The organism is Ectobacillus sp. JY-23 (assembly GCF_023022965.1).
Lineage (GTDB): Bacteria > Bacillota > Bacilli > Bacillales > Bacillaceae_G > Ectobacillus.
Window position 1 is genome coordinate 311,366 of record NZ_CP095462.1, and the last position, 24,713, is coordinate 336,078.

The window sequence follows — 24,713 nt, forward strand, 5'->3', positions numbered from 1 at the left end:
CACAGAAAGAGAGGAAAAACCATGCAAGCAAAAGTTTTGGTAAACACGCTTAATATGGATCGTGAAACGTGGTTAGCAATGCGGTCCAAAGGGATTGGGGGCTCAGATGTAGCTGCTCTTGCAGGATTAAGTAAATGGAAATCACCAGTGCAAGTGTATCTTGAAAAAACAGGCTTGTTACAAAAAGAAGATGTACAAAGTGATGCTGCGTATTTTGGCAACATCTTGGAAGACATAGTGGCAAAGGAATTCAGCTTACGAACTGGTTTAAAAGTCCAACGCCGTAATGCTATTCTGCAACATCCTGAGTATCCTTGGATGCTCGCTAACGTGGACAGGCTCATTGTAGGGGAAAGAGTTGGTCTCGAGTGCAAAACCACCTCTGAATACAACAAGAAGGAATGGGAGGGCGATGAAATCCCTGCAGCTTATCTTTTGCAGTGTCAGCACTATATGGCGGTGACTGGCTATGAAGCATGGTGGATTGCTGTCCTGATTGGTGGGAACAAGTTCGTGTACAAAAAAGTGGAGCGTGACGAGGATATCATTCATTACATCACCACTATTGAAAAAGACTTTTGGCAAGAGCACGTGGAGAAACAAGAGCCTCCAATGTTTGATGGTACAGAAGCATCAGGTGAATTGCTTAAACAAATGTATCCAGATGCCTTGAAAGACAGTTTTGTAAGTCTTGGTCAACAAGCTGAGTTGTTGATTGAGGCCCGGAACCAGGTGGAGGCAGAACTTAAAGCCTTAGAAAAACAGAAAGCAGAGTATGAGAACAAACTGAAAGCGATGCTTGGTGAAAATGAAGCTGGTGGTACTGAGAAGTACACCATTACATGGAAGTCCGTTACATCTAAGCGTATCGACAGTAAGAAGCTTCAACAAGAAATGCCAGAAATCTATGCAAAGTATGTGAAGGAAAGTTCTTCTCGCCGCTTCGCAATTAAATAAAGGGAGGATTCAACCAATGGCAACTAACGACAAGTTGAAGAACCAATTAGCAAGCCGCACAAGTAATAAACCAGCACCAGTAGCAGACACCATCGAGGCGTATATGAAGAAGATGGCACCGCGTTTCGCAGAAGTTCTACCAAAGCACATGGATATGGAACGCATGAGTCGTATCGCGTTAACAACCATTCGTACAAACCCAAAGCTTCTTGAAGCGACGGTACCGTCTTTGATGGGAGCAGTTATGCAAGCAGTGCAATTAGGGTTAGAGCCAGGTCTGCTAGGTCATTGCTACTTGTTACCATTCAAAAACAATAAAGCAGGCACAACAGATGTACAGTTCATCATTGGCTATAAAGGGATGATTGACCTTGCACGTCGATCTGGTCACATCCAAAGTATTTATGCTCATGCTGTTTATCAAAATGATGATTTTGAATATGAATTGGGACTACACCCACAACTAACACATAAGCCATCCTTCGGAGAACGTGGTGAATTTATTGGAGCCTACGCTGTTGCTCATTTTAAGGACGGTGGTTACCAAATGGAATTCATGCCAAAGTCGGAGATTGAAAAGCGTCGTGGTCGCTCTAAGTCAAAAGATTTTGGACCATGGAAGACAGATTATGAAGAGATGGCTAAGAAAACTGTTGTACGCGCCATGTTTAAATACTTACCGATTTCTATCGAGGTACAAGCACAAGCGCAGCAAGATGAGGTTGTTCGCAAAGATATCACAGCAGATCCGGAGTACATTGAGGCAGATGCAGTTGAGATTAATATGGGAAACGTGATTGAAACGGAGCCTGAAGAATCTAATGGAGATATTCCTGATTCACTAGTTTAAATAAAAAGACTCCTCCCGGCCCAGGGAGGAGCACTTAAAAAATATTAGATAATACAGGTTATTCCAAATATAAACATTTTATGCAAGGAGGAAGCAGCATGGCCACGTTCAGACAAATTTACACTTCTTTCTGGCAAGATCCAAAGGTGCTGGAAGAAATGACTCCCGAAGATAAACTGTTTTACGTTTACTTGATGACAAACCCACAAACAAAGCAGATAGGTGTATATCCATTAACTAAAAAAACAATGGCATATGAAATTGGCTATTCTCCCCAAGCGATAGATAGCTTAATTGAAAGATTTGAAAGTCATCACAAGGTCATCAAATATAATCCTCAAACGCGTGAGATTGCGTTGTTGAACTGGGGTAAATACAACTTTAATAAGGGCGGAAAGCCAATTGAAGATTGTGTTAGGAAAGAGCTGAATGAGATTAAAGACAAGTCACTGATTGCATTAGTAGCAGAACGGATTTCCAACGAGAAAATTCACTCTATTTACTTGCAACATCTCGTTGACGTATCGGGTAACGACACGTCCGACGATACGTATTACGATTCGCCAACGATACGGGGTACGACTTCCCCCCAAGAACAACAACAAGAAAAAGAACAACAACAAGAAAAAGAAAAAGAACAACAACAAGAAGAACCTGTCGATGGTGCCGTCGAGATTATAGCCAATAAATTTATGCAGTTACGAGGAAAAGGATTTCCATCCACAAATGATTACAACGTCATTAAGCAAGTAATAGATGATGGTGTACCGACAAAAGACATTCTCTATTACTTGGAGGAGTGTTTCCGGCACTATACACCTAAACACAGCATGGATCGAATTAATTCATTTGCTTACTGTGCGCAATATATTTTAAATCGCTATATGGCTAAGAATTTACCAAAATCAAAACGAAAAGGAGGGGTTCATAGTGGAGGCTCTCAATCAGGTGATGAGTCGGATTTTGAATACATCGGGTTGTGATGAAGGTACGGAAGGAGCTACTTGTCAGCACTGTGGAACGTTTGTACCAGCGTTTTTAGTTGAGGTGAAAGAGTTGAAGATTAAGCGAAAGGTACAACCGACTTGTCACTGTGTAGTAGAACGTGAAGAAGCTTTTCTTAGAGAAGCGAACAACTATACAAAGCGAAAAGAGATTGAAAAGCTGTTCAGCATTAGTAACCTTGGCGAACGGTTTCAAAGATCAACATTTGAAGCCTTCTTAGAACGTGAGGGGAGCACAAAGGCAGTATCTGCAGCTAAACAGTATGTGCAAGAGTTTGAATCTTGGAAAGGTGAATCACTTATGATTTGGGGTGACCCAGGGAATGGAAAAACCCATCTTGCTGCGGCCGTAGCTAACACGCTCACAGCAAAAGGCTACATCGTTGTTTTTCAAAGTGTGCCGGAGCTTTTACAACGAATTAGAAGTACTTTCAACAGCGACAACAAAGAAAATGAAGCACAAATCATGCGGGCATTGTTGGAATGTGATCTGCTTATCTTGGACGATATTGGAGCAGAAAAAGCAACAGAATGGGTAGAAGAAAAGTTATTCAACATTATTGATGGGCGGTATCGAAAGGAGAAACCAACTTTCTTCACTAGTAACCTACAGCCTAAGCATTTACAAGACCAAGTTGGGAAGCGCTCTTATGACCGCATGGTAGAAACGAGTTTGACCGTAGAAAACAAGGCCAGTAGCTATCGTCGAGAGATTGCAAAGCAGCGCCTTATGAAATATGGTGGTCAATTGTGAGTAAAGAGCAGAGGAGAAAGTTACATCTACCGTTAGAACATAGAAATCTCCATTGGTACTGGTATGAGGATGACCTGGACAAGTTTCGGTGGCTTTGGAACAGAGGAGCTACGGTTGAAGAGATGGCCACAGAGCTTAAAAAGAATCCTTATGACGTAATTATCCTAATTTTGGACCAGGCAGATTTAGGGGAAATTAAGCCCCGCTCGATGGGGTTAGGGATATAAGGGGGAACGGAGATGAATAAACAAAAGCAGAGAAAACGCTTGAGACGTGCGATTAAGCTTCGCCAGAAAGCAGGTTTAAAACATGATTGGCGCAACATGTTGATTCGCTTAGGTTGGATTCAGCCGTGATACTAACAGGTAGGTGCGGGAATTGTGGTTGTGGTTCATTTAAACCCGGCTTAGGTAAAGGGAGTTTAAAAGGGCATTTACTCCGATGTTGTAAACAATGCAAGCAAATCGAGGATACAGACACGGAGAAAGTGCTTCGTAAAGGGGAAGAGGTGAAATTTCAATGATCGCATTTACGGTGTATGGGGAACCTGTTGCACAGGGTAGACCGAGAGCAAGCACCATCAATGGCATGGTGCGCATGTACGATCCAAAGAAGTCCAAGGATTTTAAGCAAATTGTGAAATTAGTGGCGCAGGACTATGCGCCAACGCAGTTACTTGAAGGTCCTTTGTTATTAGAAGTTAAGGTGTTTAAATCATCGCTAAAAAGTTTCTCAAACAAAAAGAAGCTGCAGGCTGAGCAGGGTATCTTACGGCCGACTTCTAAGCCAGATGTAGATAACTATGTAAAAGGGATTAAAGACGCCTGTAATAAGGTTCTTTGGAAAGATGATAGTCAAGTAGTGGAACTACGTGTCAGTAAATGGTATAGCGAGAAGCCTCGTATTGAGGTGGCTGTCCAGCTGCTTGATGAAGAAAAACAACTAACAATTTTATAGGGGGATGGGGAAATGAGCTACATTGAATTTAAACCTGTTTTAAAGAAAGTGAACCTAAAGCCGGATGGCAAGCAAGAAATCGTTTTGGAAGTAACAAACGGTACACTGAATGGCAAGTTAGATGCATTGTCTGAAATGATTGACTGCAAGGTAGAAGTTTCTTTGGAATCACTTGAAGTGAACTACAGCATCACAATTAACGCCCGAACAAACAAGCCAATGCGTGAGTACACAGTAGATGATAAAGGTGTTGTGCAGGAGTTAAAGCCTTCGCATGAACAATTAGAAGCGGAATTGGACGTTGCAGAAGCAAAGGTACCAACAAAAGAAGAAAAACAAGAAGCGGATCGTGAAATCATTGATGCTTTTATTATCAGTGGTATGGCCCCAAGCTACGATGACCTGCCTAACGACTTTGCGAACATCGTGAAGCGAAAACTTGAAGGGGAGTCGTACAACAAGCTTGCAAATGAATTAGGCATATCCTCTAGTGAAATTGTGACTTTCGTAGGCGAATACCGCCAGCGTGTTGCACCGCTTGCTGTGAAATGGAACGAGTGGAAGGAACAGCAAGACGAAGACGCTGACAAGTAAATAGTATGGCGGCTAAGGCCGCCTGTTCTTTAAAGGGGGAGCAGAGAGATGAGCACAGGAACAAGTGGTTATAGTGGCTCAGATCGTCGGAGAGGACTGCCACGATTTGGGGTAGGCAAAGACAATCGAGATACGTTTGATTACAGCAAAGTTACAACGTATCAAATGACAGAGGAGGAGTTAGCTATGGTTAGACAAGGTGGGAGCTTTAAAACCGAGGCAGAATGGGATGATATTTGTGCAAAAGCGGTGGAAGAATTAAAGACCGGCAAACAATTAGGGAGCATTGCGAAAATACTCGAGGTCAAGACACCAAGTTTACACGGGCATCTGAAAAAGCGTAAATTGCCCACTACGGCGAAATGGGCGCGCAAGGTAACAGATATACCGGAAAAGGAAAAAAATGCGACAGAGGCGAAACTGGAGCCTGATAACAGTGTTGAAGATGCAACAATGCAGATTAGTATCAATTCAAATGATGCAAAACATGTAATTAAACAACATGTAGTTAGTTGGAAAGCACCTAGAAACGAAGCAGTAAATAGCGAGTTGCAACAAACTCTTGATAATCTGCGGAAAGAGTATGACCAATGGAGAGCGAATTACGACACGATTCAAAGAGACAACACACGACTGGAAATTGAAATGCGTGATTTGGCAGAGACTTTAAGTATAAAAGAAAAAGAGCTTGCTAGGCTGCAAGGAGAAATAAATCGCCTAACAGCAGAGCTGCAAGACGCGACAAGTCAGCAATTCGATCTGCAGCAAGCGGAAGTTAACGAAAGTATTCGGTTCCGGAAAGCATTAGCGGTCATCGCGGCTCAGCAAGATTTGCTAGATATTATGTTTTAAAATGTGGAATTACAGATAAAAAGCCCACATTACCTGTGGACTAAATGACCGGGACCTTCTAACACTATTTCTTCAATACTTCTTACTGGAAAGCAATAATCAGTCCCACTCTGGCCAGATTTTATAGCTACCAGTTCAACTTCGGGAAAGTATCCAGATACAATACCTTGTAACTTTTTATAGTCGTTACCAACTCGATATGTAACCGAAATAACCATATCATTTGTATGACAGAGATCAAAAAAGCTATATTTTTCATTCGTCTTCAATAAACAATTCTTTTCCATATTAATCACCTCGATAATAGATATAGCTTTGTTTGGCTCTTTAGAACATAAATGATAAAAGGCCGTGCTTTTAAATTTACTAATGAAAAGGGGTGAAGAAGCTGTGAAGGATATTCAAATATTGAAGACTGATATTTGCATTGAATGTCCCGGCAGTCAATGGGGTGACAGCAGCTTCTGCTCTGTTCACCAGGAAAAGATTCAGCAAGTGCAATCTTGTCCGCAGTGGGAAGAGAAACTGTTTAAAGAGAAAGACGGCCAGCTCTCTATGCACGATCCAGAACAAATTATGGACATCATTCAACGTACTGAAGAAGACGTCCGTGACTACCGCTGGATGACAAAAGAGATTGATAAATTAGAAGCGGACCTCAACAACCCTGAGATACATAATAAATTGACCGCTAAATGGGGCATAGAGGCTGTTATGCCGAACGGGAAAGGGCAAAGGTCATCCGTTAACGAAAAACGCTACAAACGGCAAATGGAGCGCCTAGAGAGGCTTCAAGAAAAGGTGGGGCGAATCAATAAAGCAGCAGAGAAAATTACAGAGGAACGTAAGCTCACTGTGCTGGAATGCATGCTTGATGGTGTGAAGATGAACATGATTGCTAAGCATGTGGGAGTGTCCCGCCAAACGTTAAACGAGATACGCCGCGAGATTATCACGAGCTTAGCGACTGATATTTACAGAGAGGAACTGGAAAAAGCATAACAAATAATAAAATTTTAACAGTTTCTTAATTTATTGGATTTATATGGATATTAAAATAAAAAGAAAAAGGGAGAGATTGACATGCAAGAAAAGTACGAACAAAACGCAGAGTTATTAAAGGTATTGGCGCATCCAGTACGCCTGGGTCTTATAAACTTCTTACTTAAATCAGGCCCGTCAAATGTAACGCAGCTGCAAGGAGAGTTTGATATGCCGCAAAGCACAATCAGTCAGCACTTAGGTAAGCTTAGACATGCAAGAATTTTACGCGGTAATCGTAAGGGCTTAGAGATTTATTACGAAATCATTGATTCACGAATCGAACAATTGATTGGAGTATTAAAATAAGGCATATTTGAAGGTCCGGCTCACCGAGTCGGATTTTTATATTGCTTTACCTTTTTGACAAAATAGACACATATTACACTTTTTGATGTCAATAAACACTATTTGCTATAATTGGTACAGGCAGGTGACGGAAAACAATTGCTTTCATGATTCGGCAATTCTTTTCATCTATGTATCCCTTTTTGGCTACTCATTTTGAGTAGCTACTTTTTTATATTTTGATTGAAGGATGTTGCTTCTTTTTGTCGAAATGTAAAAAAGAACAAAAATAAGGAGGGAAACCATGCAATATTTGGAATTGAAAGATATTTTGAGTTTTGCTCAGAATATAGCCATTGAAGGGAATGGGAATGGTCATTATATTGCAGCTACGTTAATTGAGGATTTATATTCTGAGGAAGAAATAAAAGTTGTTTATCCAAGGCATATTTTTCCGCGAGAAGAATATCAAAAAAAGTCAGAGATATTAGTATTCTTAGATGACAAACTTTGTATCGTGACAGCTGATAATAAAGAATACGATGTAACGATAATTAAGTATCAAGAAATAAGGAAAGTGAATTATAAAGCGAATAGATACGAACAGGATCCAGCGGTTTTAATAATTGAATTATCTAACGGGTCAGAAATTATATTAGATAGCAATCAAGACTGTAACGTGCATTGGGTATTTAAGTATAACTCAAAAATTAAACAGGTATTCCACTTATTTAAGTAATATTAGAGCATTCCTTCGGGAGTGCTTTTTCTTATGGCTAAAAGGGAAAACACATCTCATATGATGCGCAGGGGTGGGAGCGCGAGATGATGATATGAAGCAATTAGCGTGAGGTGGTGTTATGGCAAAAGGGAAATATCAAGAATGGCTCACGAAGGAAGGTCTGCTACTCATAGAAGGATGGGCACGTGACGGACTTACGGATGAGCAGATAGCAAAGAATATGGGAATTGCAGTTAAAACCTTATACAACTGGAAAAACAGCCATATGCCGATTTTACAAGCCTTAAAAAAGGGAAAAGAAGTGGTAGACCGTGAAGTCGAGAATGCTTTGCTCAAACGTGCACTTGGGTATCAATACGAGGAAGTTACGTATGAGATGGGTGTTGAGGTCAAACGAGTATGCAAAGAGGTAACACCAGATACAACCGCTCTTATCTTCTGGCTAAAGAATCGTATGTCAGATTGGGGCGGTGATCGTGCAAAACGAGTTTCGGAACTTCGTAAACTAGAAGCTGATACACAATTGGTGCAAGAGCGCATTAAGTTGTTGAAAGGTGCAACAAAAGATACGTCTTTACTAGATGCTTTAATTAATGCGGTGAAAGGCGATGACTAACATTACATTTTCACCTAAGCAACTTGAGATTATCCGCGCTCCGTTTGATGTGACACTTGAAGCCAATGAAGGGACACCCCGGTCGGGAAAAACAACAGCTGGACATTTCCGATATGCTTATTACTTATCTGTCACACCAGATGAAAACCATTTGATTGTAGCCTATAACCAAGAACAAGCTTATCGTTTATTCATTGATGGTGATGGAACAGGCTTGCTGCACATATTTGGTGACTTAGCTAAACCGAAAAGTGACAGGCTTGGTGACCATTTAGAAGTACACACGTCGAAGGGTATTAAAAAGGTGTATTACAAGGGTGGAGGTAAGGTTGACAGTGTAAAAGCAATAACAGGTATGTCGCTTGGCTCTGTGGTCTTTTGTGAAATTAATCTATTGCATATGGATATGATTCAGGAGTGTTTCCGTCGCACCTTTGCGGCGCGGATGCGGTATCATCTTGCAGATCTCAATCCGCCGGCTCCAAATCATCCTGTTATTGAGAATGTGTTTAATGTGCAAAAGACGCGATGGAAGCACTGGACCATTCAAGATAATCCGATTATCACACCTGAACGAAAGCAAGAGATCTACGACACACTTGCTAAGAACCCGTATTTACTGCAGCGTGACTGGTATGGCAAACGAGTGATGCCGGAAGGCGTTATATACGCCATGTTTGATATGGACAAGCACATTGTGTCTACTTTGCAGGGAGAACCCTTGGAAATGTACTTTACAGCGGATGGCGGGCAAAGCGACGCGACCAGCTGCGCGTGTTATATTGTCACCCGGCAAAAGGTAGATGATCAACTAAAATATAAGCTGAATCGTGTCGCTCATTACTATCATTCTGGAAAAGAAACAGGTCAAACTAAGGCAATGAGCATTTATGCTAAGGAAATCAAAGAGTTCGTTCAATGGTGCGTAGCCACTTTCCAGATGCGATATACCGAAGTATTCGTAGATCCCGCGTGTAAATCCTTACGTGAGGAATTACACTTGCTGTTGATTGATACGCGTAAAGCAGATAACAATGCACATGATGTGAAGGGCAATGCAAAAGGCATTGAAGTCGGTATTGAGCGCGGGCAAAATGCACTGTCTAATGGTCAGTTTTACTTAGTGGAGACAGAACAGTATGGCCATTATCATTTCTTGAAAGAGGTCGGGATGTACTGCCGCGATGATAGTGGGAAGCCAATAGACGAATGGAACCATGCAATGGATGAATTTCGCTATGGCGTGAACTATTTCTATAAACGATATGTCATTTAAGGAGGTGAGCGGGTGCTTAAAAGCCTAATCGCCAAGATAAGGCAGGTGTTATATAAAATGAATTTGATTAAAGGTATTAAGAGTGTATCGCAGGTCCGAGACATTGCTGTAAGTGATGAACAGTATCGCCAAATCGAAGTCTGGAAACAACTTTATCAAGGCTATTACAGCGAGTTTCATGATATCCAATACCAAACTGTAAATGGTAAAAAAGAACGCCGTATGAACAGCTTAAATATGCCAAAAGTCATCTCACAGGAGATGGCTTCTTTAGTTTTCAATGAAAAATGTAGCATTAATATTTCTGATGAAACGTTGGCTGCTAATATCGAAACGGTGTTTAAGGTAAACAATTTCCAAAGAGAGTTTCAAAGGTACCTAGAGTATAAGTTTGCTTTAGGCGGTATAGCTATCAAAGGATTCGTTCATGGCAAAGACATTAAATTGTCATACGTCACAGCTGATTGTTTTATCCCCCTCTCTTGGAGCAATAAAGAAGTTACAGAAGGTATTTTTGTAAATGAGTTTTTTAAAAGTGATAAGAAATATACCCACTTGGAGTGGCATGTGTGGGAAGGGCAAACCTACGTCATTCGCAATGAATTGTATGAGAGTCAAAATAAAGAAAGTTTAGGTGTGAAAATATCGCTTCATAGCCATTTTCCAGAGTTACAAGAAGAGGTAGCTATAAACGGTCTAAAACGTTCTTTATTCGTCTATATCAAGCCAAATACGGCAAATAACGTCGACTTAAACAGTCCGTTAGGTGTTTCGTTGTATGCGAATGCACTGGATACGCTAAAAGCACTTGATACAGCGTTCGATAGCTTTGAGCGTGAGTTCCGTTTGGGTAAGAAACGGATTTTAGTTCCGACTAATGCCATTAAAACGGTAGTGGATCCGCAGACTGGGACTATGCAGCGGTACTTTGATGCAAATGATGAAGTATACGAAGCTTTTAACTTCAGTGAAGAAATGAAGCAAATCCAGGATATTAAAGTGGAGCTGCGGGTGGAAGAGCATATTGCTGCTATTAATGCCTTATTGACGCATTTAGCTATGCAAGTCGGCTTTAGTGCTGGAACATTCACCTTCGATAGCGCAGGATTAAAAACGGCTACAGAAGTCATCAGTGAAAACTCGAAGACATTCCGTACCAAAACTAGCCATGAAACCACAATTGAAGCGGGAATTCAAGAGTTAATCAATGTCGTTATTGAAGTAGCGGCTTTATATAACATCTTTCCAAGACCTAGCAAAGAATATGAAGTCACTGTTACCTTTGACGACTCCATCACAGAAGATAAAACAACGAATGCGACTTATTGGACTGGTCTTGTTATCAATGGGTTATCGAGTAAAAAATTAGCGATCATGAAAATCCATGGTCTTACAGAAGAGCAAGCACAGAAAATGCTACAAGAGATTCAAGAAGAGAACAAAACCATGCTTCCAGAAGCAGTAGATTTATTCGGTACATCCAAGCCGAAAGAAGAGGACGAATAATGGCTCTTACTCCTAACCAATTGCAACAGCTCTCTATGTTTATGGTCGATATTTATAATGCGATTGAAGAAGAATTGCTGGTCAACATAGCCCGAATCCTAAAACAAGATAGAGATTTATTACTGCTTGCTGAGAATGGCGCAGAATACCAACATTGGCGTATCGTGCAGCTTCAAAAACTAAACACGTTAACGCAACAACAAATGAGGATCATTGCCAAACATTCGGGAAAAACAGCTGAGGAATTAAAGAAGATGCTGGAAACAGCAGGCTTTACCGCGGTGGAACAGCACGAATCGATTTTCCAAGAGGCGTTACAAGGAGGAAGTTCATTACTGACAGCTCCACCGCCACACACCAGCATGGCGCTCATTAGTGTACTGAATGCCTATGAACAGCGAGCGAAAGACACTTTTAATCTTATCAATACAACTATGCTACAGCAGTCTCAGCAGGTCTATATAGACGTTCTGAATAAAACAGTAGGTAAGGTATTAAGTGGCGTTATTACACCACAGCAGGCGTTAAAACAGACGGTTTCTGAATGGTCTCAGCGTGGCATTCCGGCATTGATTGATAAAGCAGGTAGGCGCTGGAGCACGGAAGCTTATGTCAACATGGTTACGCGTACGCTTAGCCAGCAAGTTGCAAACGATATGCAGCTTACTCGTATGGATGAATATGGTGTGGATTTAGTAGAAGTTAGTTCACACATGGGCGCCCGGCCACGATGCGCACCGTTTCAAGGTCGTATTTTTTCTAAAAGTGGTCAGAGTAAACGATACCCAGCATTCTCTAGTACATCGTATGGAGAAGCTGCGGGGCTCTTAGGTATTAACTGTCATCATGTGGTGTATCCGTACATTCAAGGGAAATCTACAAAGCGATATCAACCCTATGATGCTGCTGAAAATAAGCAAGCGTATCAAGAAAGTCAACAACAACGGCACCTAGAGAGACAAATCCGGAAAGCGAAAAAAGAAGCAAATGTCATGCAAGCACTTGGTGATCTAGAAGGTGTAAAAGAAGCAAAAATGAAAGTGGCTCAGCGTCAAGCTGCAATGAGGGAATTTATTGAACAGACGAAGAGAACACGTAGATATGATCGAGAACGCATTGTATAGCGTTCTTTTTCTTTTGTCCGTTATTCGTAGTGGACGTTAAACAAAACGAAAGGACAAAAACCCTTTTGGGAGGTAGAAACGATGGAGGAACAAACGCAACAACAAACAGCTGACCAACAAGCTGAAGGTCAACAAGTTGGAGGAGAACAAACTACTGCTACGCAATCGGTAAAAACCTTTACACAAGAAGATGTAAATGGGATTGCTGCCAAAGAAGCAAAGAAAGCACAAGAGAAGCTTTTGAAACAGCTAGGCATTCAAGACTTTGAAAGCGCAAAAGACGGTCTTACAAAGTTTCGGGAATGGCAAGAGTCACAAAAAACGGAACAAGAAAAGGCAAATGAAAAGCTGACATCCTACGAAAATCAAGTCAAAGAAAGCCAAGATATCATTTTCTCTTTAAAAGCAGAAAATGCAGCTATTAAAGCCGGTATTACGGATGAAAAGAATCTAAATGCAGTCATCACATTGGCGAAAACCAAGATAACGGATGAGGTAGACATTGCGCAGGCTATCACGTTGGTTGTCGAGGAATTCCCACATTTCAAAACAACTCAGCAACAAGAAGAACAGAACCCTCATTTCACAAGTGGACAGCACCAGAGGAAAACAGATACATCTGATGCGTTTGTCCGCGCATTACTAGGAAAATAAAAGGAGGCACTAACCTATGCCAAACGCAATTAACTATGCACAAAAGTATGGTCAGGAGCTTGATCAAGTCCTGAAACAAGAGTCTTTAACAGCGGAGCTTGAAACACCCAACGTGAACTGGTTGAACGCGAAAACGTTCCAAGTTCCAACTGTTGCTGTTTCTGGTTATAAAACGCACTCTCGTAACGGTGGCTACAACCGTGGAGATGTAACAACTACGAATGAGCCGTATACACTCGGCTTTGATCGTGACATTGAATTCTTCGTGGATCAAGCAGATGTAGATGAATCCAATCAAGCCGCTTCTGCCGCAAACATCACAAAGGTGTTCATGACAGAAAACGCGATTCCTGAAGTGGATGCATACCGCTTCTCTAAAATGGCAACTCGTGCGAAAGCGGACACTCGCTTTGCTGCTGAAGCAGTAGATAAAACAAATATTTACGGGAAGCTAAAAGCAGCTATCTTACCAATTCGTAAATATGGTCCATCTAATATTATCGTATATATGTCTTCTGCGGCTATGGATGCATTGGAGCAATCTACAGACTTCCAACGCAAAATTGATGTTATGTCTAATAGTGGTGCGATTAGCACACGTGTAACATCCATTGATGGGGTGAAGCTTAAAGAGGTTTGGGATGCAGGGCGATTCCATACGTCTTTCAACTTTACATCAGGCTTTGTCTCTGCGACAGGGTCATTTGCTATTAATTTCTTGGTGGTAGCTAAGCCATCTATCGTAGCGAAAGCGAAGCTAAGCAGCATTTATCTGTTCCAACCAGGTCAGCATACACAAGGGGATGGTTACTTGTATCAAAACCGCATGTACCACGACCTGTTTGTGATGAAAAATAAAGCGGATGGTTTATACGTGTCTCATGGCACAGTAGCGAAGCCGTAAAGGGAGGATGACATATGAAGTTGTTGAAGAAAGATAACGCGTATATCGAGGCAGATGATACTCTTGCAAAAGAATTGGAGCTAAACGGCTATGAAGTTGTAGAGGGCTACGAAGTAGAAGAGAAAGCGCCAGCAAAGACTTCAAAATCTAAGGAGTGAGCGTAATTGGCATACATTGATACCAATTACTATCAAAATGAATATGGCGGTATTGCGGGAGGGGACAGCACCCTCCTTGCTGTTTTGATAAAGCGAGCTAGTGACGTCATAGACCAAATAACCGGTTATAAAATTGCAATGAGCCCGAATAAACTGAGTGATTTTCCTGCTTTTGTACAGGAACAAGTGAAAAAGGCAACAGCTGTTCAAACAGAGCATTTCGTGTTAAACGGTCAACAAGCATTCAATGGAGATGCATTAAACAGTGTGAGTATCGGAAAGTTTCGGTATAGCGGATCAGGAGCAAGTGGCAATGCAGGCAGAACCAATCCAGCGGTTATTGAATACTTGAAACCAACGGGATTGTTGTATACAGGAGTGGATACGCTATGACACGGCCCATTCCCTTACAATTATTGATTCACACTGTGGAATACCATCAATATAACGGGAACAGCACCTGGGGAGAAGCCTATAAGGCTCCTGTTATGCTTTATAACGTTTTAGTGCAGTCCATTCCTTCTTATCGGCGTAAGATTGGGACAAGCGAGCGGGAACAGGAGAATAATTCTTCTATTTTGTTCTTTGATGCCGTGCATTCTTATCCAAAAGTGAATTGGCAAGAAAAATCCAAGATTGTACTGAACGGTACAACTTACTATGTAGCCAATGTGGATGAATTCTATGGATTTGGCACCACTCCCCACCACTGGGAGGTTACATTGGTATGATTAAATTCGATGTAAAGATTACGTATGATGCCCAAAAAACGATGGATAAAGCGCAACAGGCCTTGAATAAAGCTCAATTGGCATTAGATGAGCAAATATTAAAGGACAGCAACAACTTTATCCCAAAAGATACAGGCGCGCTTGAACAGAGCTCCTTGCGTTTTAGTCGGCCGGGAGAAGGGCATATCGAATGGAATACACCATATGCCAGACGTCTCTATTACAACCCACAATATAACTTTTCACAGGATAAAAACCCAAATGCACAAGGGTTATGGTTTGAAGAAGCCAAAGCGCGTCACGGATCAGATTGGGAAAAGATTGCACAACATACTGTGAATCAGAATATGGGATAGGAGGTGTTTGGGTGGATCTACTTCAGCGGTTAATTGACAAAATCACAACAAATATAGCATTACCCGCTCCTATACAAGTTGGAGTATTGAGTACACAGTCTCCTGCTATCTGTATCCGGCAAACACCTTCTTATCCTTCAACAAAGTATTTGGATAAGGGAAATACGTATCAGTTTGCTTTTCAAATCCTTATCAAAGATCACAATCAACAGCAGGCTGTCTTCACACTGCAAGATATCACCTTTTTCTTAGATAATCTGGGAAATGGGGCTATCGTAAGTGGGAATGGCAGCTTTTCATTTGTATCGTGTAACGTGTATACCATGCCAAATTTCGTGCAGAAAACGGAACATGATGAATATGTCTACACTGCTTTATTCCAAGCGGAAATTGAAAGGAGAGGTGTTTAATGCCACCACAAGGGTTGTTATTGCAGTCTACTCATTTGTTTGAATTGAATACAACACCAGGTGTAGCGCCTGGTACGTTTGCACGTCTTGCGGAAGGACTAAATAATTTCGAGCCCAACACAAATGAAGAAGTTGCGCAGGATACGTATTTAGACGGCAAAGGGTTTGCATCTTCTACAGTGACGGGAGCTCAATTAATTCTAACGTTCACTGGTCACCGTAAATTCGGGAATCCAGCGCAGGACTATATCTTTAGCAAATTAACGAAGTTAGGTTCGGAGCGTGAAACAGATTTTCGCTGGACATTACCGGATGGAAGTAAATTCGAAGGAGCCTGCACAATTGCGAACATTGAAGGACCAAGCGGGGATGCAAACGCAAAAGGTGAAATCTCCTTTGAGATCCACTTTAATGGTGAACCGACATTTACACCGGCTGCAGCGGATGGTACACCTCCTACAGTCACAACCAACCCGATTGATGGTGCAACCGGATTTGCTGTAGGTTCTAACATTGTTTGGACATTCTCTGAAGCCATTCAAAGCAGCTTAGTAACAGATGCAAACTTCTTCGTTACCAAAGCGGATGGCACGCCTGTAGCGGGGACGCTTGCGCTTAGTGCAGGCAACACAGTAGTTACCTTTGACCCGACAGCCAACTTAACCGCAGCCACAGATTACATTGCTGTTGCGACGAGGAATGTTAAGGATGTTGCGGGTAATGCACTCGCGGCCAACAGCATTACCAACTTTAGAACTGTATAAGAAGCAGGAAGTGTCTGAAAGGATACTTCCTTTTTAATTGAGAAAGGGTGGAGAACATGCGTAAATTTGAATTTGCTAAGGCTTATGAAGAGGTAGAGATTGCAGGTAAAACGTATCGAATTGATTTTTCTGATGACAAAGTCGAACAGTATCAAAAGGGGTTTAAAGAGTTTTATGCAGAAGCACAAAAGTTAGAAACTTTAGATTTGGAACATCTGACAGATGAAGAACAAAAACATGTGATAGACAATCAAAAAGATTTGGTAAAACGTTTTGCCAATCAATTATTAGGTGAAGACGCATTTGAAGAACTGTATGAAAAAGCAGGACGGTCTATGCTCAATATGTTTGATTTGTTAGCCTATATCGCTGATATCATGAAAGAAAAAACAGAGCAATCCCGCATTGAGAAAAAGAGCAAGTATGTGAAGAAGGGAAGGGCATGAGCTCTTTTCTTCTTACATCTGATTTTGATGATTCTTTTTTATACAAAGGGCAAGTACTGCATGTAGATTTATCATTCGATAATGTATTACGTGTATTTGAACTATTCAAAGATCCTGTGTTCTCTGATGGGGAAAAGATTGAGATTGCATTAGAAATGTTACTTATAGAATATTCGAGTATACAACATCTTTCTACAAAGGATTTGTACACTCTTTTTTTATATATTTTTAAAGAATTTCTGGATATGGATTTGACTCAGCAAGAAGAAGCGGACAGCCAAAAAGTATATGATTTTGAACAAGACGCAGGCATTATTTATGCGTCCTTTTTACGTGCATATCAAATGGATTTGTTTGAGCAACATGGGAAATTGCATTGGCGAAAATTCCTGCAACTCCTTACGCATTTAGATGAAAAGTCCAAATTTAAAGAGGTAATTAGTTATCGTCAAATGAAGGTGCCAGCACCAGATAAGCATAACCAGGAATACCGCGATCATGTCATGCGCATGAAGCGTATGTATCGTCTGGAACAAGAGATAAATGAACAGCAAGCCTTAGAACAATTGGACAAAAAATTTGATAACGTGGCAGCATTCTTGAAAACAAGGGGGTGAAACGATGTCAGATGGCAGAGTCATTATTGATTCCAAAATAGATGGGACTGGTGCTGAACAAGGCTTACAACAAATTCAAACGAAATTGAATGAAGTGAAACAGAAGTTCCAAGAAGCAGAAAAAGCACTATTGCCATTTAAAACACAACTTTTACAAACGGAAGTGAAGATGCTGGAATTAGCGCAATCCATGGACACATTCCAAGGAACCAATGCACAGTTTATGGACCAGGTAAAACAGCTTGGGGCCGAGTATAAAAAAGCGTCTGATGCGATGATTGCCAATAATAATTTAGCGAAAGCCTCTATGATTCAGACAGCTGGACAAATGATGAACATGAGCACGCAAGCTCAAAAGATTTCCGAAAATTATGATCGGATGGGCAACCCGATTTACAAGGTGAATCAAGCGGGTTTAGCAGTCGCAAACACCTTAAATAAAATTGCATTAAACGGTAATGCTTCTGTATTAGCCTTACGATTGTTAGGTCCTACCGCTAATATGAAGCAACTTCGTGATATGCAAGGAATGATTAATCAAGGTCTTGTGCGTTTTCAAATGGTTGCATTAGCAGCTTTAGCAACAAGTGTTTTAGTATATGGCGGGTTGCACAAAGCAGCAATGGACTCTGTTAAAGGTTATAAAGAAGCATTTGAAGAGATGAAAGCTACAGTACGCGAAGCATTCCAGCCTATGGTTGATGTGTTTGGGATGGTGATGATGAAAGTATATGAATTCATTACTGTCGTGGCAAATTTAGTCATTAAATTCAATGAAGCACATCCAGTACTGGCAAAAATCATCCAAGCAATTATGATGCTTGTTCCTGTACTTACACTGTTGTTATCACCGCTAGCCATTGGAATTGGATTAGTTGCAGGGTTTCAAGCTGCATGGGGCTTTCTGTGGACAATAATTGGAGCACTTACGACAGGGTTAGCTTCTATAAGTGCTACAATATGGATTTTAGCAGCAACCATCGTCGTAGCAGTTGCAGCGATCATGTATCTATGGAACACCAGTGAAGGGTTCCGTAATGCAGTTATTACCGCTTGGGAGGTTATTAAAGCTGCGGCGATGGCCACATGGAATTTCATCTTAAATAACGTACTTCTGCCTGTTTGGAATGCCATTGTAAGTTTTGGGAAGCAATTATTCGGGAAACTAAAAGAGTTTTGGGATCAAAACGGCAAGCAAATTAAGCAAATTGCACAAACGATTTGGGCATTCGTGGTATCTTACGTCATTACTCATATCCAACGAATGGTCGCAACCGCTAAATTTATTTTTGAAGTATTAAAAAGCGTGGTACAAGCAGTCTGGGGAAATATCAAAGGTATCATTCAAGCTGCCATTGGCATCATATTAGGCATCATTGGTTTATTCGCTAATTTATTAACGGGGAATTGGCGTGGAGCTTGGGAAAACGTAAAAAGCATTTTGCAGAATGCTTGGGACTTGATGAAAAATGTAGCCACTATGGGAGTGAATGCATTCCTTGGGATAGTTCGTGGCTTAGGGAACGCGCTTGGCGGTGTATTTTCAAGTATTGGTAACAGCTTCTATAATGCAGGCCGCGGCTTCATTGACATGATGATTCAAGGCATTGAAGGCATGATTGGAAAAGTCACCTCCACGATTTCCAAAGTAGCGGGGAAGATTCGTAACTTCTTACCGTTTTCTCCTGCCAAGGTCGGTCCACTTTCTGACTTAGATAAACTGGATTTCGGCGGCCCAATTTCCGATAGCATTACAAAAGGTCTTCCTTTAGTACAAGGACTATTAGGGGATATGCTCGCATTACCAGCTATCAGTCCAGCCGGACCACAAACAAGCACCATACAAAAAAATTTAACTCGTAATATATTTGAAATTGGTCAACTTGTTGTACGAGAAGAAGCGGATATAGACCGTATTGCACAAAAGTTACATGTGCTGCAGCAAAGATCACAGAGAACAGGAGGGCGCGGTTAATGTTTACATTCAATGGCATACATGCGAGTACGTATGGAATTAAGGTGATAAGCGTCTCACGCCCTCCTTTACCTGCAATTAAAAATACCTTTGTAGAACCGCCTGGAAGAAACGGTGCATACTTTGCAAAGTCTGCATTAAGTAAACGTGAAATTGCAGTCAAAATAAAAATAAAAGCTATATCACAAGCAGCTCTTCGTACAAATGCTCGAAACATCGCTAAGTGGCTACACAACAATAGATTAGAAGCTCCACTGATATTTGATGATGAGCCAGACAAAGTCTATATCGCTATTACAGACGGTACAGACTGGGAAGAGATATTTCGCTTTGGTGATGGTACAATCCGGTTTGTTTGTGCAGATCCTTGTGCAGAAAGTAGTGCAGCTACTAACATCACGTTAACGAGTAATGGAAATAAAATTATAAACGTTACGGGAACTTCTGATGTCTCGCCGGTTATTACAATTACTTTTACCGGCGCCACTACCAATTTGAGTATTAAGCATGTAGAAAAAAATGAAGTTATTAAGCTAGTTAAGGCATTTGTAAGCTCAGATACATTAATAATTGATTGTAGAAAGGGATTTATTACATTAAACGGTACAAACATTATGCCTGCATTAGATTTAAGTAGTGATTTTTGGTCATTGTATCCTGGAACAAACACAATCAACTGTACTACATTTTTAGGTACAATGACGTTGACATACAAGGATAAATGGCTGTAGGAGGGCAAAAGCGTGAACCAGCTATTTTTATTTGACGGTTTAACTGAAAAGCTTGTTGCTGTTAGCAGTAATGATGGGAACATGATGCCTTTTTATGATGATAAACATGTGGAGCAGCTGAATCGTGACTTCACGTTCACATTTTCTGTGCCTGCTACTCATGCTGATGCCATCTATGTAAAACGAGGTAACATTGCAGGATTTCTTGATTTGGATGGTAACTTGCAAGCTTTTACGATTTACAATACGGAAGAGTTTCATGATGGAGACACTTTTACCAAAACAGCTTCATGTGAGCATGTAAGCTATGAATTGCTTGACGATATCGTTGAGGATAAACGAACAGTGAATGGTACAGCATTACAGGCTGTAACGGATGCACTTTCGAAGAGTCGATGGCAAATTGGTACAGTGGACAGTTTAGGTACAAACAATGTGAATTTTTACTACAACAACGCTTTAAATAACCTGCGTGAGATTGTCCGTGTGTATGGTGGAGAGCTGCGCTTCAGATTGACATACACGGCTGGATCCATTACAGGGCGATACGTAGATTTACTGACTAGACGCGGAGTTGATACAGGGAAACGTTTTGAATATACGAAAGACCTGACAAGTGTTAAACGTACAGAAGATTTTGCAGATGTTAAAACCGCTTTATATGGGCGGGGTAAATCTAGCACAATTGAGGCTACAGGCGGCTATACGCGTAAAGCCACGTTTAGAGACGTTGTTTGGACTACCGTTGGTAATCCTGCTAACAAACCCGCAGGACAAGAATGGGTAGGAGATACCAATGCTCTTGCTCTTTACGGCAGGGCGAATGGCACGCGCCACCGTTACGGTGTTGTAGAGTTTAACGATATTGAAGATCCTAACGTATTACTACAGGCTACGTGGGATTTTTTACAAACTGTAAACAAGCCAAGGTTAACGTACGAAGTGCAGGCAGTTGATCTTGAGCGTGTGGCAGGGTTAAGTCACGAAAAGTCGCGGTTAGGCGATAACGTTTTTGTTATTGATAAGGATTTTACGCCTGAATTACGAGTACAAGCACGCGTGATAGAGGTACGCCGTAGCCTAACAGACCCAGCAGCTACAGAGTTTGTTTTAGGTAACTTTATCCCTATGTTGACGGATATTACTAGTCGTATTGAAGGGATTGAACAGACGATTAACGATAGGGGTGGTGTTTGGGACGGTGTTGTTAACCCAATTGATGACGGTGACGTAGCGCCTGTAACGGCTACTACACCAACTAACTTTACGGCTAACGGCTTGTTTGAGCTTATTGCGCTTAAATGGGATTTTGATAGCCGTTTAGGACTTGCAGGTTATGAAGTTTACGGCTCCCAAGTTAACAACTTTACACCGCAAGCTAGCAACTTAATTTGGAAGGGTAAGGCGGGCGGTATTACGCACAAAGCAAACCCTAACGAAACATGGTACTTTAGATTACGTAGTTTTAACACAGCAGGGCAGTACAGCGCTTATACGGCGCAAGTTACCGCTAGTACAACTAAAATTAACGGTACGTACATTGCAGACGCTACCATCGGTAATGCACAAATAGGTAACGTTAGTGCCGATAAACTAACCGCAGGTACTATTGATGCTGTAGAAATTGATATTGTTAACATTAACGCAGATAACATTAATACGGGTTTGTTAAGCGCAGACCGTGTGCGCATTGGTGCGGGGACTACGTTTGAGAATGGTTACAACCCTGTAGAAATGGTAATTGGTAGTGCAAATATGTTAAAGGGGTGGGACTTTAGCCGTTTTAACGTAAACGATTGGCAGGTGTGGAATGCTAACACACAAGCGCCTACGGTGTTAAATATTACATTAAATAGCGGTGAGGTATTACCGTTTTTAAAAGTAGCTTCTAACGCAGGATTAGCCAAAGATAGTACGTTTGGGCTTGGTACTAAAAGTAGTGCGACAGGGCTTAAATTTACTGTGATTGGTGGCGAAAAGTACACGTTATCCTTTTTGGTAGCGAGACATCCTAATGCTACTGACGATCTAAATTATACGTACCTTATTAACGATGGAGGCACTAACCAACGCATACCGACAACAAGCGTAAACATACAAAGGGTGTACGGCGGTATTACCAGCCCTCATATTTTACCTGTATACCGTTATGAACTTACTTTTACCGCCACAGAGACATGCCCGACAGTACGTTTGTTAATTGGTGCACGTACAAGTAGCGATTTTACAGGTACTAACGCCTTCGGGGTATTTTACGTCGCAAAAATAAAGTTAGAACAAGGTACAAAGGCTACAGCGTGGACACCTAATAATGAAGAGATTGTAGGGGAATTAACGGACACAAGCGGTAAAATTAACGCCGTAGTTACAAGTGAAAATAGCGCTACAGTTATTGATGGTAATAAAGTAGCTACAGGCTCTATTGACGCTAACAAACTAAAGGTTACAGCGTTTAATTTAATTAATAACCCTACTATGACCGAAACGGTTACTGATTGGGTTGCGAGTGCAGGTACCATTACGTTAGCGGATAACCCATTAACTACGGCAGGCGGTGGCGTTTCATCTGCTGTAAAAGTAGCAAAGTTGAGCAGCACAGGCAACGGAGCTTTTAACTCAAATTTGTTTTTAGTAGATCCTAACAAAGCGTATAAGTTTAAAGTGGCACTCTACAAACCTACAGGACAGGGCGGCCGTAGTTATTTTGGTATTGTGGCATATGATAAAGACCTTGTACAGCTTACATGTGACTACTTTAACGTAAGTACCCGTACATTAAGTGGTAGCGCGAGTTTCCCGTACTTTTGGTTTAGTAACACGGGGAATACCGACCAAACTAACGGTGTATGGCGTTATATGGAAGGGTATGCATTAGGACCTGATGCGAACGTAGACAACTATCCTAACGGTAAAAACGTAGATAGACATGTGAAGCTACCACCTAACACGCGCTATATTTTAGTACGTGTTCTTAACTATGCCAACACGGTAAACAGCGACCTTTACATGTATTCTCCTTCTGTAACGGTAGCGGATAGCGGTAAGATATCATTCGACCAAGCAGAAGGCGGGAAACTAAAACTCGGGCAAGCATATGGTAACGGTGAGTTGGAAGTGTACGCAGATACAGATGGTGACGGGCAACAGGAGCTTGTAGGACAAGTAAACGAAAAAGGGATATCTGGACCTACCATCACCAGCAATGACTTTAGAGGTAACGTCGTTAACGTGTACCAAGGCGGTCACACTGCGATATATGTTGACGGCACAAATGGTAATGACGCTAATGATGGTAGTACAATGGCGCTTGCTAAAAAGAACTTATTTAACGTGATCAACGGCTTACCTAAAAACCTAAACGGGCGTAATATTACGATTTGGATTAGTAACATTAAACTATACGGTGGTATGCACATAAACGGTTTTCAAAATGGGCAGTTACTGATTGCGGGATATAATGCACAAAAAAGTACAATTGTAGGATACACACGTATAAGTGGCAGCACTACTCGTGTACTGTTTCAGGATATTATATTTGAGGGCGATAACACTACGGTAGGTAAAGCGCTTGTTGACGTGTTTTTATGTACAAATGTAGAGTTGTACGCATGTAAATTATACGGATTTAACAAGGCGCAACACGGTATTTATTACGACCGCGCAAGTGGCGTAGTTGGTGAAACGCATGTATATGGCGTTGCTGATCGTGGAATATACGTTACCTATGGTCGTGTTGATGTGTATAACAACTACGGTAATGCACCTGTAGCTTTTTTAGCAGACACAGGTGGGCATATATCCGGATTTGGCACACGTTGGGGCGGTACCTTAAGTCGTACAAATAGCGGTATGCTAGGTTATCATTCCTACACTGATAACACTTGGAAGCAGGACGTTTGGACAGTGAACTTAGGGGAGGCTACACCTGCAGTGCCGCCTGAGCAGACAACGGTATGGAATAGTACCTTTGGCGGGAACTACAGTTCCCAGGGATTCTTTACCGCAAATGAGGTCAAACAAGGCGATTACGGCTATGGAAACCGTAAAGGTCTATGGGTATTTGGCAATATTCGCGGTACATTGGCCGGTAAAACCATTGTTAGTGCTAAACTTACCATTACACGCGATAGCCGTGGTGGTGCAAGTGGTGGACGTACTGCACACATTGTGTGCCACGCACAAACAGCAAACCCTAACGGTGACTTTGCGGTAACAGGCGAAGTTGCAAGTGGTGTTTTAGGTTGGGGGCAAACGTTGGTGATTGACGTTACAAGCGCTACACAAACACAAATTGCAAACGGTACGCAGCAAGGGTTTGGCGTTTATATCCCTAGCGGTGGTAGCACTGATTATATGAGTTTATCTACTAGCGCTAGTTTACAAGTCACATATAGATAAGGGGGATA

At 41.5% G+C, this 24,713-nt stretch carries 27 protein-coding genes; all 27 read left to right on the top strand.

The features are described 5' to 3' along the window. Nucleotides 1-21 precede the first annotated feature (21 nt). The 27 genes from MUG87_RS01670 (at nucleotide 22) to MUG87_RS01800 (ending at nucleotide 24,705) form a co-directional block, all read left to right on the top strand. Nucleotides 22-957 carry a YqaJ viral recombinase family nuclease gene (locus MUG87_RS01670; protein WP_247084949.1) on the top strand — a complete coding sequence of 312 codons (936 nt, stop codon included), beginning with the start codon at nucleotides 22-24 and terminating at the stop codon, nucleotides 955-957. A 16-nt stretch (nucleotides 958-973) separates the two neighbouring features. Next, on the top strand, nucleotides 974-1,807 hold the full coding sequence (gene recT / locus MUG87_RS01675; protein ID WP_247084951.1) for a recombination protein RecT: 834 nt from the start codon (nucleotides 974-976) through the stop codon (nucleotides 1,805-1,807). A gap of 98 nt (nucleotides 1,808-1,905) precedes the next feature. After that, the gene (locus MUG87_RS01680; protein WP_247084953.1) at nucleotides 1,906-2,790 is read left to right on the top strand and encodes a hypothetical protein; all 885 of its coding nucleotides are present in this window, start codon (nucleotides 1,906-1,908) and stop codon (nucleotides 2,788-2,790) included. Then, the gene (locus MUG87_RS01685) at nucleotides 2,759-3,565 is read left to right on the top strand and encodes an ATP-binding protein (protein ID WP_247084955.1); all 807 of its coding nucleotides are present in this window, start codon (nucleotides 2,759-2,761) and stop codon (nucleotides 3,563-3,565) included. The genes MUG87_RS01680 and MUG87_RS01685 overlap by 32 nt, the downstream gene beginning before the upstream one ends. A gap of 519 nt (nucleotides 3,566-4,084) precedes the next feature. Continuing rightward, nucleotides 4,085-4,522, top strand: coding sequence for a RusA family crossover junction endodeoxyribonuclease (locus MUG87_RS01690; protein WP_124563743.1), 438 nt, complete (start codon nucleotides 4,085-4,087; stop codon nucleotides 4,520-4,522). Between the two features lie 12 nt (nucleotides 4,523-4,534). After that, nucleotides 4,535-5,116: a 2-methylcitrate dehydratase gene (locus MUG87_RS01695; RefSeq protein WP_247084957.1), complete on the top strand. Its 582-nt coding sequence runs from the start codon at nucleotides 4,535-4,537 to the stop codon at nucleotides 5,114-5,116. 48 nt (nucleotides 5,117-5,164) lie between these two features. Further along, complete coding sequence (locus MUG87_RS01700) at nucleotides 5,165-5,968, top strand: coiled-coil domain-containing protein (RefSeq protein ID WP_247084959.1); 804 nt, start codon at nucleotides 5,165-5,167, stop codon at nucleotides 5,966-5,968. 408 nt (nucleotides 5,969-6,376) lie between these two features. Further along, nucleotides 6,377-6,970, top strand: a complete 594-nt coding sequence (locus tag MUG87_RS01705) for a hypothetical protein (protein WP_247084961.1) — start codon at nucleotides 6,377-6,379, stop codon at nucleotides 6,968-6,970. Nucleotides 6,971-7,051: 81 nt separating this feature from the next. Continuing rightward, nucleotides 7,052-7,318 (top strand): ArsR/SmtB family transcription factor, encoded by a 267-nt coding sequence (locus tag MUG87_RS01710; RefSeq protein ID WP_247084963.1) that lies wholly within the window; start codon nucleotides 7,052-7,054, stop codon nucleotides 7,316-7,318. 283 nt (nucleotides 7,319-7,601) lie between these two features. Beyond that, on the top strand, nucleotides 7,602-8,036 hold the full coding sequence (locus MUG87_RS01715) for a DUF3908 family protein (RefSeq protein WP_247084965.1): 435 nt from the start codon (nucleotides 7,602-7,604) through the stop codon (nucleotides 8,034-8,036). Between the two features lie 121 nt (nucleotides 8,037-8,157). Beyond that, nucleotides 8,158-8,655, top strand: coding sequence for a hypothetical protein (locus MUG87_RS01720; RefSeq protein ID WP_245999825.1), 498 nt, complete (start codon nucleotides 8,158-8,160; stop codon nucleotides 8,653-8,655). Next, nucleotides 8,648-9,931 (top strand): PBSX family phage terminase large subunit, encoded by a 1,284-nt coding sequence (locus MUG87_RS01725; RefSeq protein WP_247084967.1) that lies wholly within the window; start codon nucleotides 8,648-8,650, stop codon nucleotides 9,929-9,931. The genes MUG87_RS01720 and MUG87_RS01725 overlap by 8 nt, the downstream gene beginning before the upstream one ends. Nucleotides 9,932-9,943: 12 nt before the next feature. After that, complete coding sequence (locus MUG87_RS01730) at nucleotides 9,944-11,437, top strand: phage portal protein (RefSeq protein ID WP_247084969.1); 1,494 nt, start codon at nucleotides 9,944-9,946, stop codon at nucleotides 11,435-11,437. Continuing rightward, a complete protein-coding gene (locus tag MUG87_RS01735) occupies nucleotides 11,437-12,561 on the top strand; it encodes a phage minor capsid protein (protein ID WP_247084971.1) in 1,125 nt (374 codons plus the stop codon). Before MUG87_RS01730 ends, MUG87_RS01735 begins: the two co-directional genes overlap by 1 nt. An 81-nt stretch (nucleotides 12,562-12,642) precedes the next feature. After that, nucleotides 12,643-13,215, top strand: coding sequence for a hypothetical protein (locus MUG87_RS01740; RefSeq protein WP_247084973.1), 573 nt, complete (start codon nucleotides 12,643-12,645; stop codon nucleotides 13,213-13,215). Between the two features lie 16 nt (nucleotides 13,216-13,231). Next, nucleotides 13,232-14,119 (top strand): hypothetical protein, encoded by an 888-nt coding sequence (locus tag MUG87_RS01745; protein ID WP_247084975.1) that lies wholly within the window; start codon nucleotides 13,232-13,234, stop codon nucleotides 14,117-14,119. Nucleotides 14,120-14,133: 14 nt separating this feature from the next. After that, nucleotides 14,134-14,277, top strand: a complete 144-nt coding sequence (locus MUG87_RS01750) for a hypothetical protein (RefSeq protein WP_247084977.1) — start codon at nucleotides 14,134-14,136, stop codon at nucleotides 14,275-14,277. Nucleotides 14,278-14,283: 6 nt separating this feature from the next. Beyond that, nucleotides 14,284-14,670, top strand: a complete 387-nt coding sequence (locus MUG87_RS01755; protein ID WP_124563754.1) for a head-tail connector protein — start codon at nucleotides 14,284-14,286, stop codon at nucleotides 14,668-14,670. After that, entirely contained in the window at nucleotides 14,667-15,008 is a 342-nt protein-coding gene (locus tag MUG87_RS01760) for a putative minor capsid protein (RefSeq protein WP_247084979.1), read from the top strand. Before MUG87_RS01755 ends, MUG87_RS01760 begins: the two co-directional genes overlap by 4 nt. Continuing rightward, nucleotides 15,005-15,364, top strand: coding sequence for a minor capsid protein (locus MUG87_RS01765; RefSeq protein WP_247084981.1), 360 nt, complete (start codon nucleotides 15,005-15,007; stop codon nucleotides 15,362-15,364). The genes MUG87_RS01760 and MUG87_RS01765 overlap by 4 nt, the downstream gene beginning before the upstream one ends. Nucleotides 15,365-15,375: 11 nt before the next feature. Then, a complete protein-coding gene (locus MUG87_RS01770) occupies nucleotides 15,376-15,774 on the top strand; it encodes a minor capsid protein (protein WP_247084983.1) in 399 nt (132 codons plus the stop codon). Beyond that, nucleotides 15,774-16,538, top strand: coding sequence for a phage tail tube protein (locus tag MUG87_RS01775; protein ID WP_164464206.1), 765 nt, complete (start codon nucleotides 15,774-15,776; stop codon nucleotides 16,536-16,538). The genes MUG87_RS01770 and MUG87_RS01775 overlap by 1 nt, the downstream gene beginning before the upstream one ends. Nucleotides 16,539-16,594: 56 nt before the next feature. Beyond that, nucleotides 16,595-16,984, top strand: coding sequence for a hypothetical protein (locus MUG87_RS01780; RefSeq protein WP_247084985.1), 390 nt, complete (start codon nucleotides 16,595-16,597; stop codon nucleotides 16,982-16,984). Next, complete coding sequence (locus tag MUG87_RS01785; RefSeq protein WP_247084986.1) at nucleotides 16,981-17,601, top strand: Gp15 family bacteriophage protein; 621 nt, start codon at nucleotides 16,981-16,983, stop codon at nucleotides 17,599-17,601. The genes MUG87_RS01780 and MUG87_RS01785 overlap by 4 nt, the downstream gene beginning before the upstream one ends. A gap of 4 nt (nucleotides 17,602-17,605) precedes the next feature. Beyond that, nucleotides 17,606-19,576 carry a phage tail protein gene (locus MUG87_RS01790; protein WP_247084987.1) on the top strand — a complete coding sequence of 657 codons (1,971 nt, stop codon included), beginning with the start codon at nucleotides 17,606-17,608 and terminating at the stop codon, nucleotides 19,574-19,576. Further along, nucleotides 19,576-20,307: a distal tail protein Dit gene (locus MUG87_RS01795; protein WP_247084988.1), complete on the top strand. Its 732-nt coding sequence runs from the start codon at nucleotides 19,576-19,578 to the stop codon at nucleotides 20,305-20,307. Before MUG87_RS01790 ends, MUG87_RS01795 begins: the two co-directional genes overlap by 1 nt. Before the next feature lie 12 nt (nucleotides 20,308-20,319). Beyond that, entirely contained in the window at nucleotides 20,320-24,705 is a 4,386-nt protein-coding gene (locus tag MUG87_RS01800; protein WP_247084989.1) for a phage tail protein, read from the top strand. The last annotated feature ends 8 nt before the right edge of the window (nucleotides 24,706-24,713 follow it).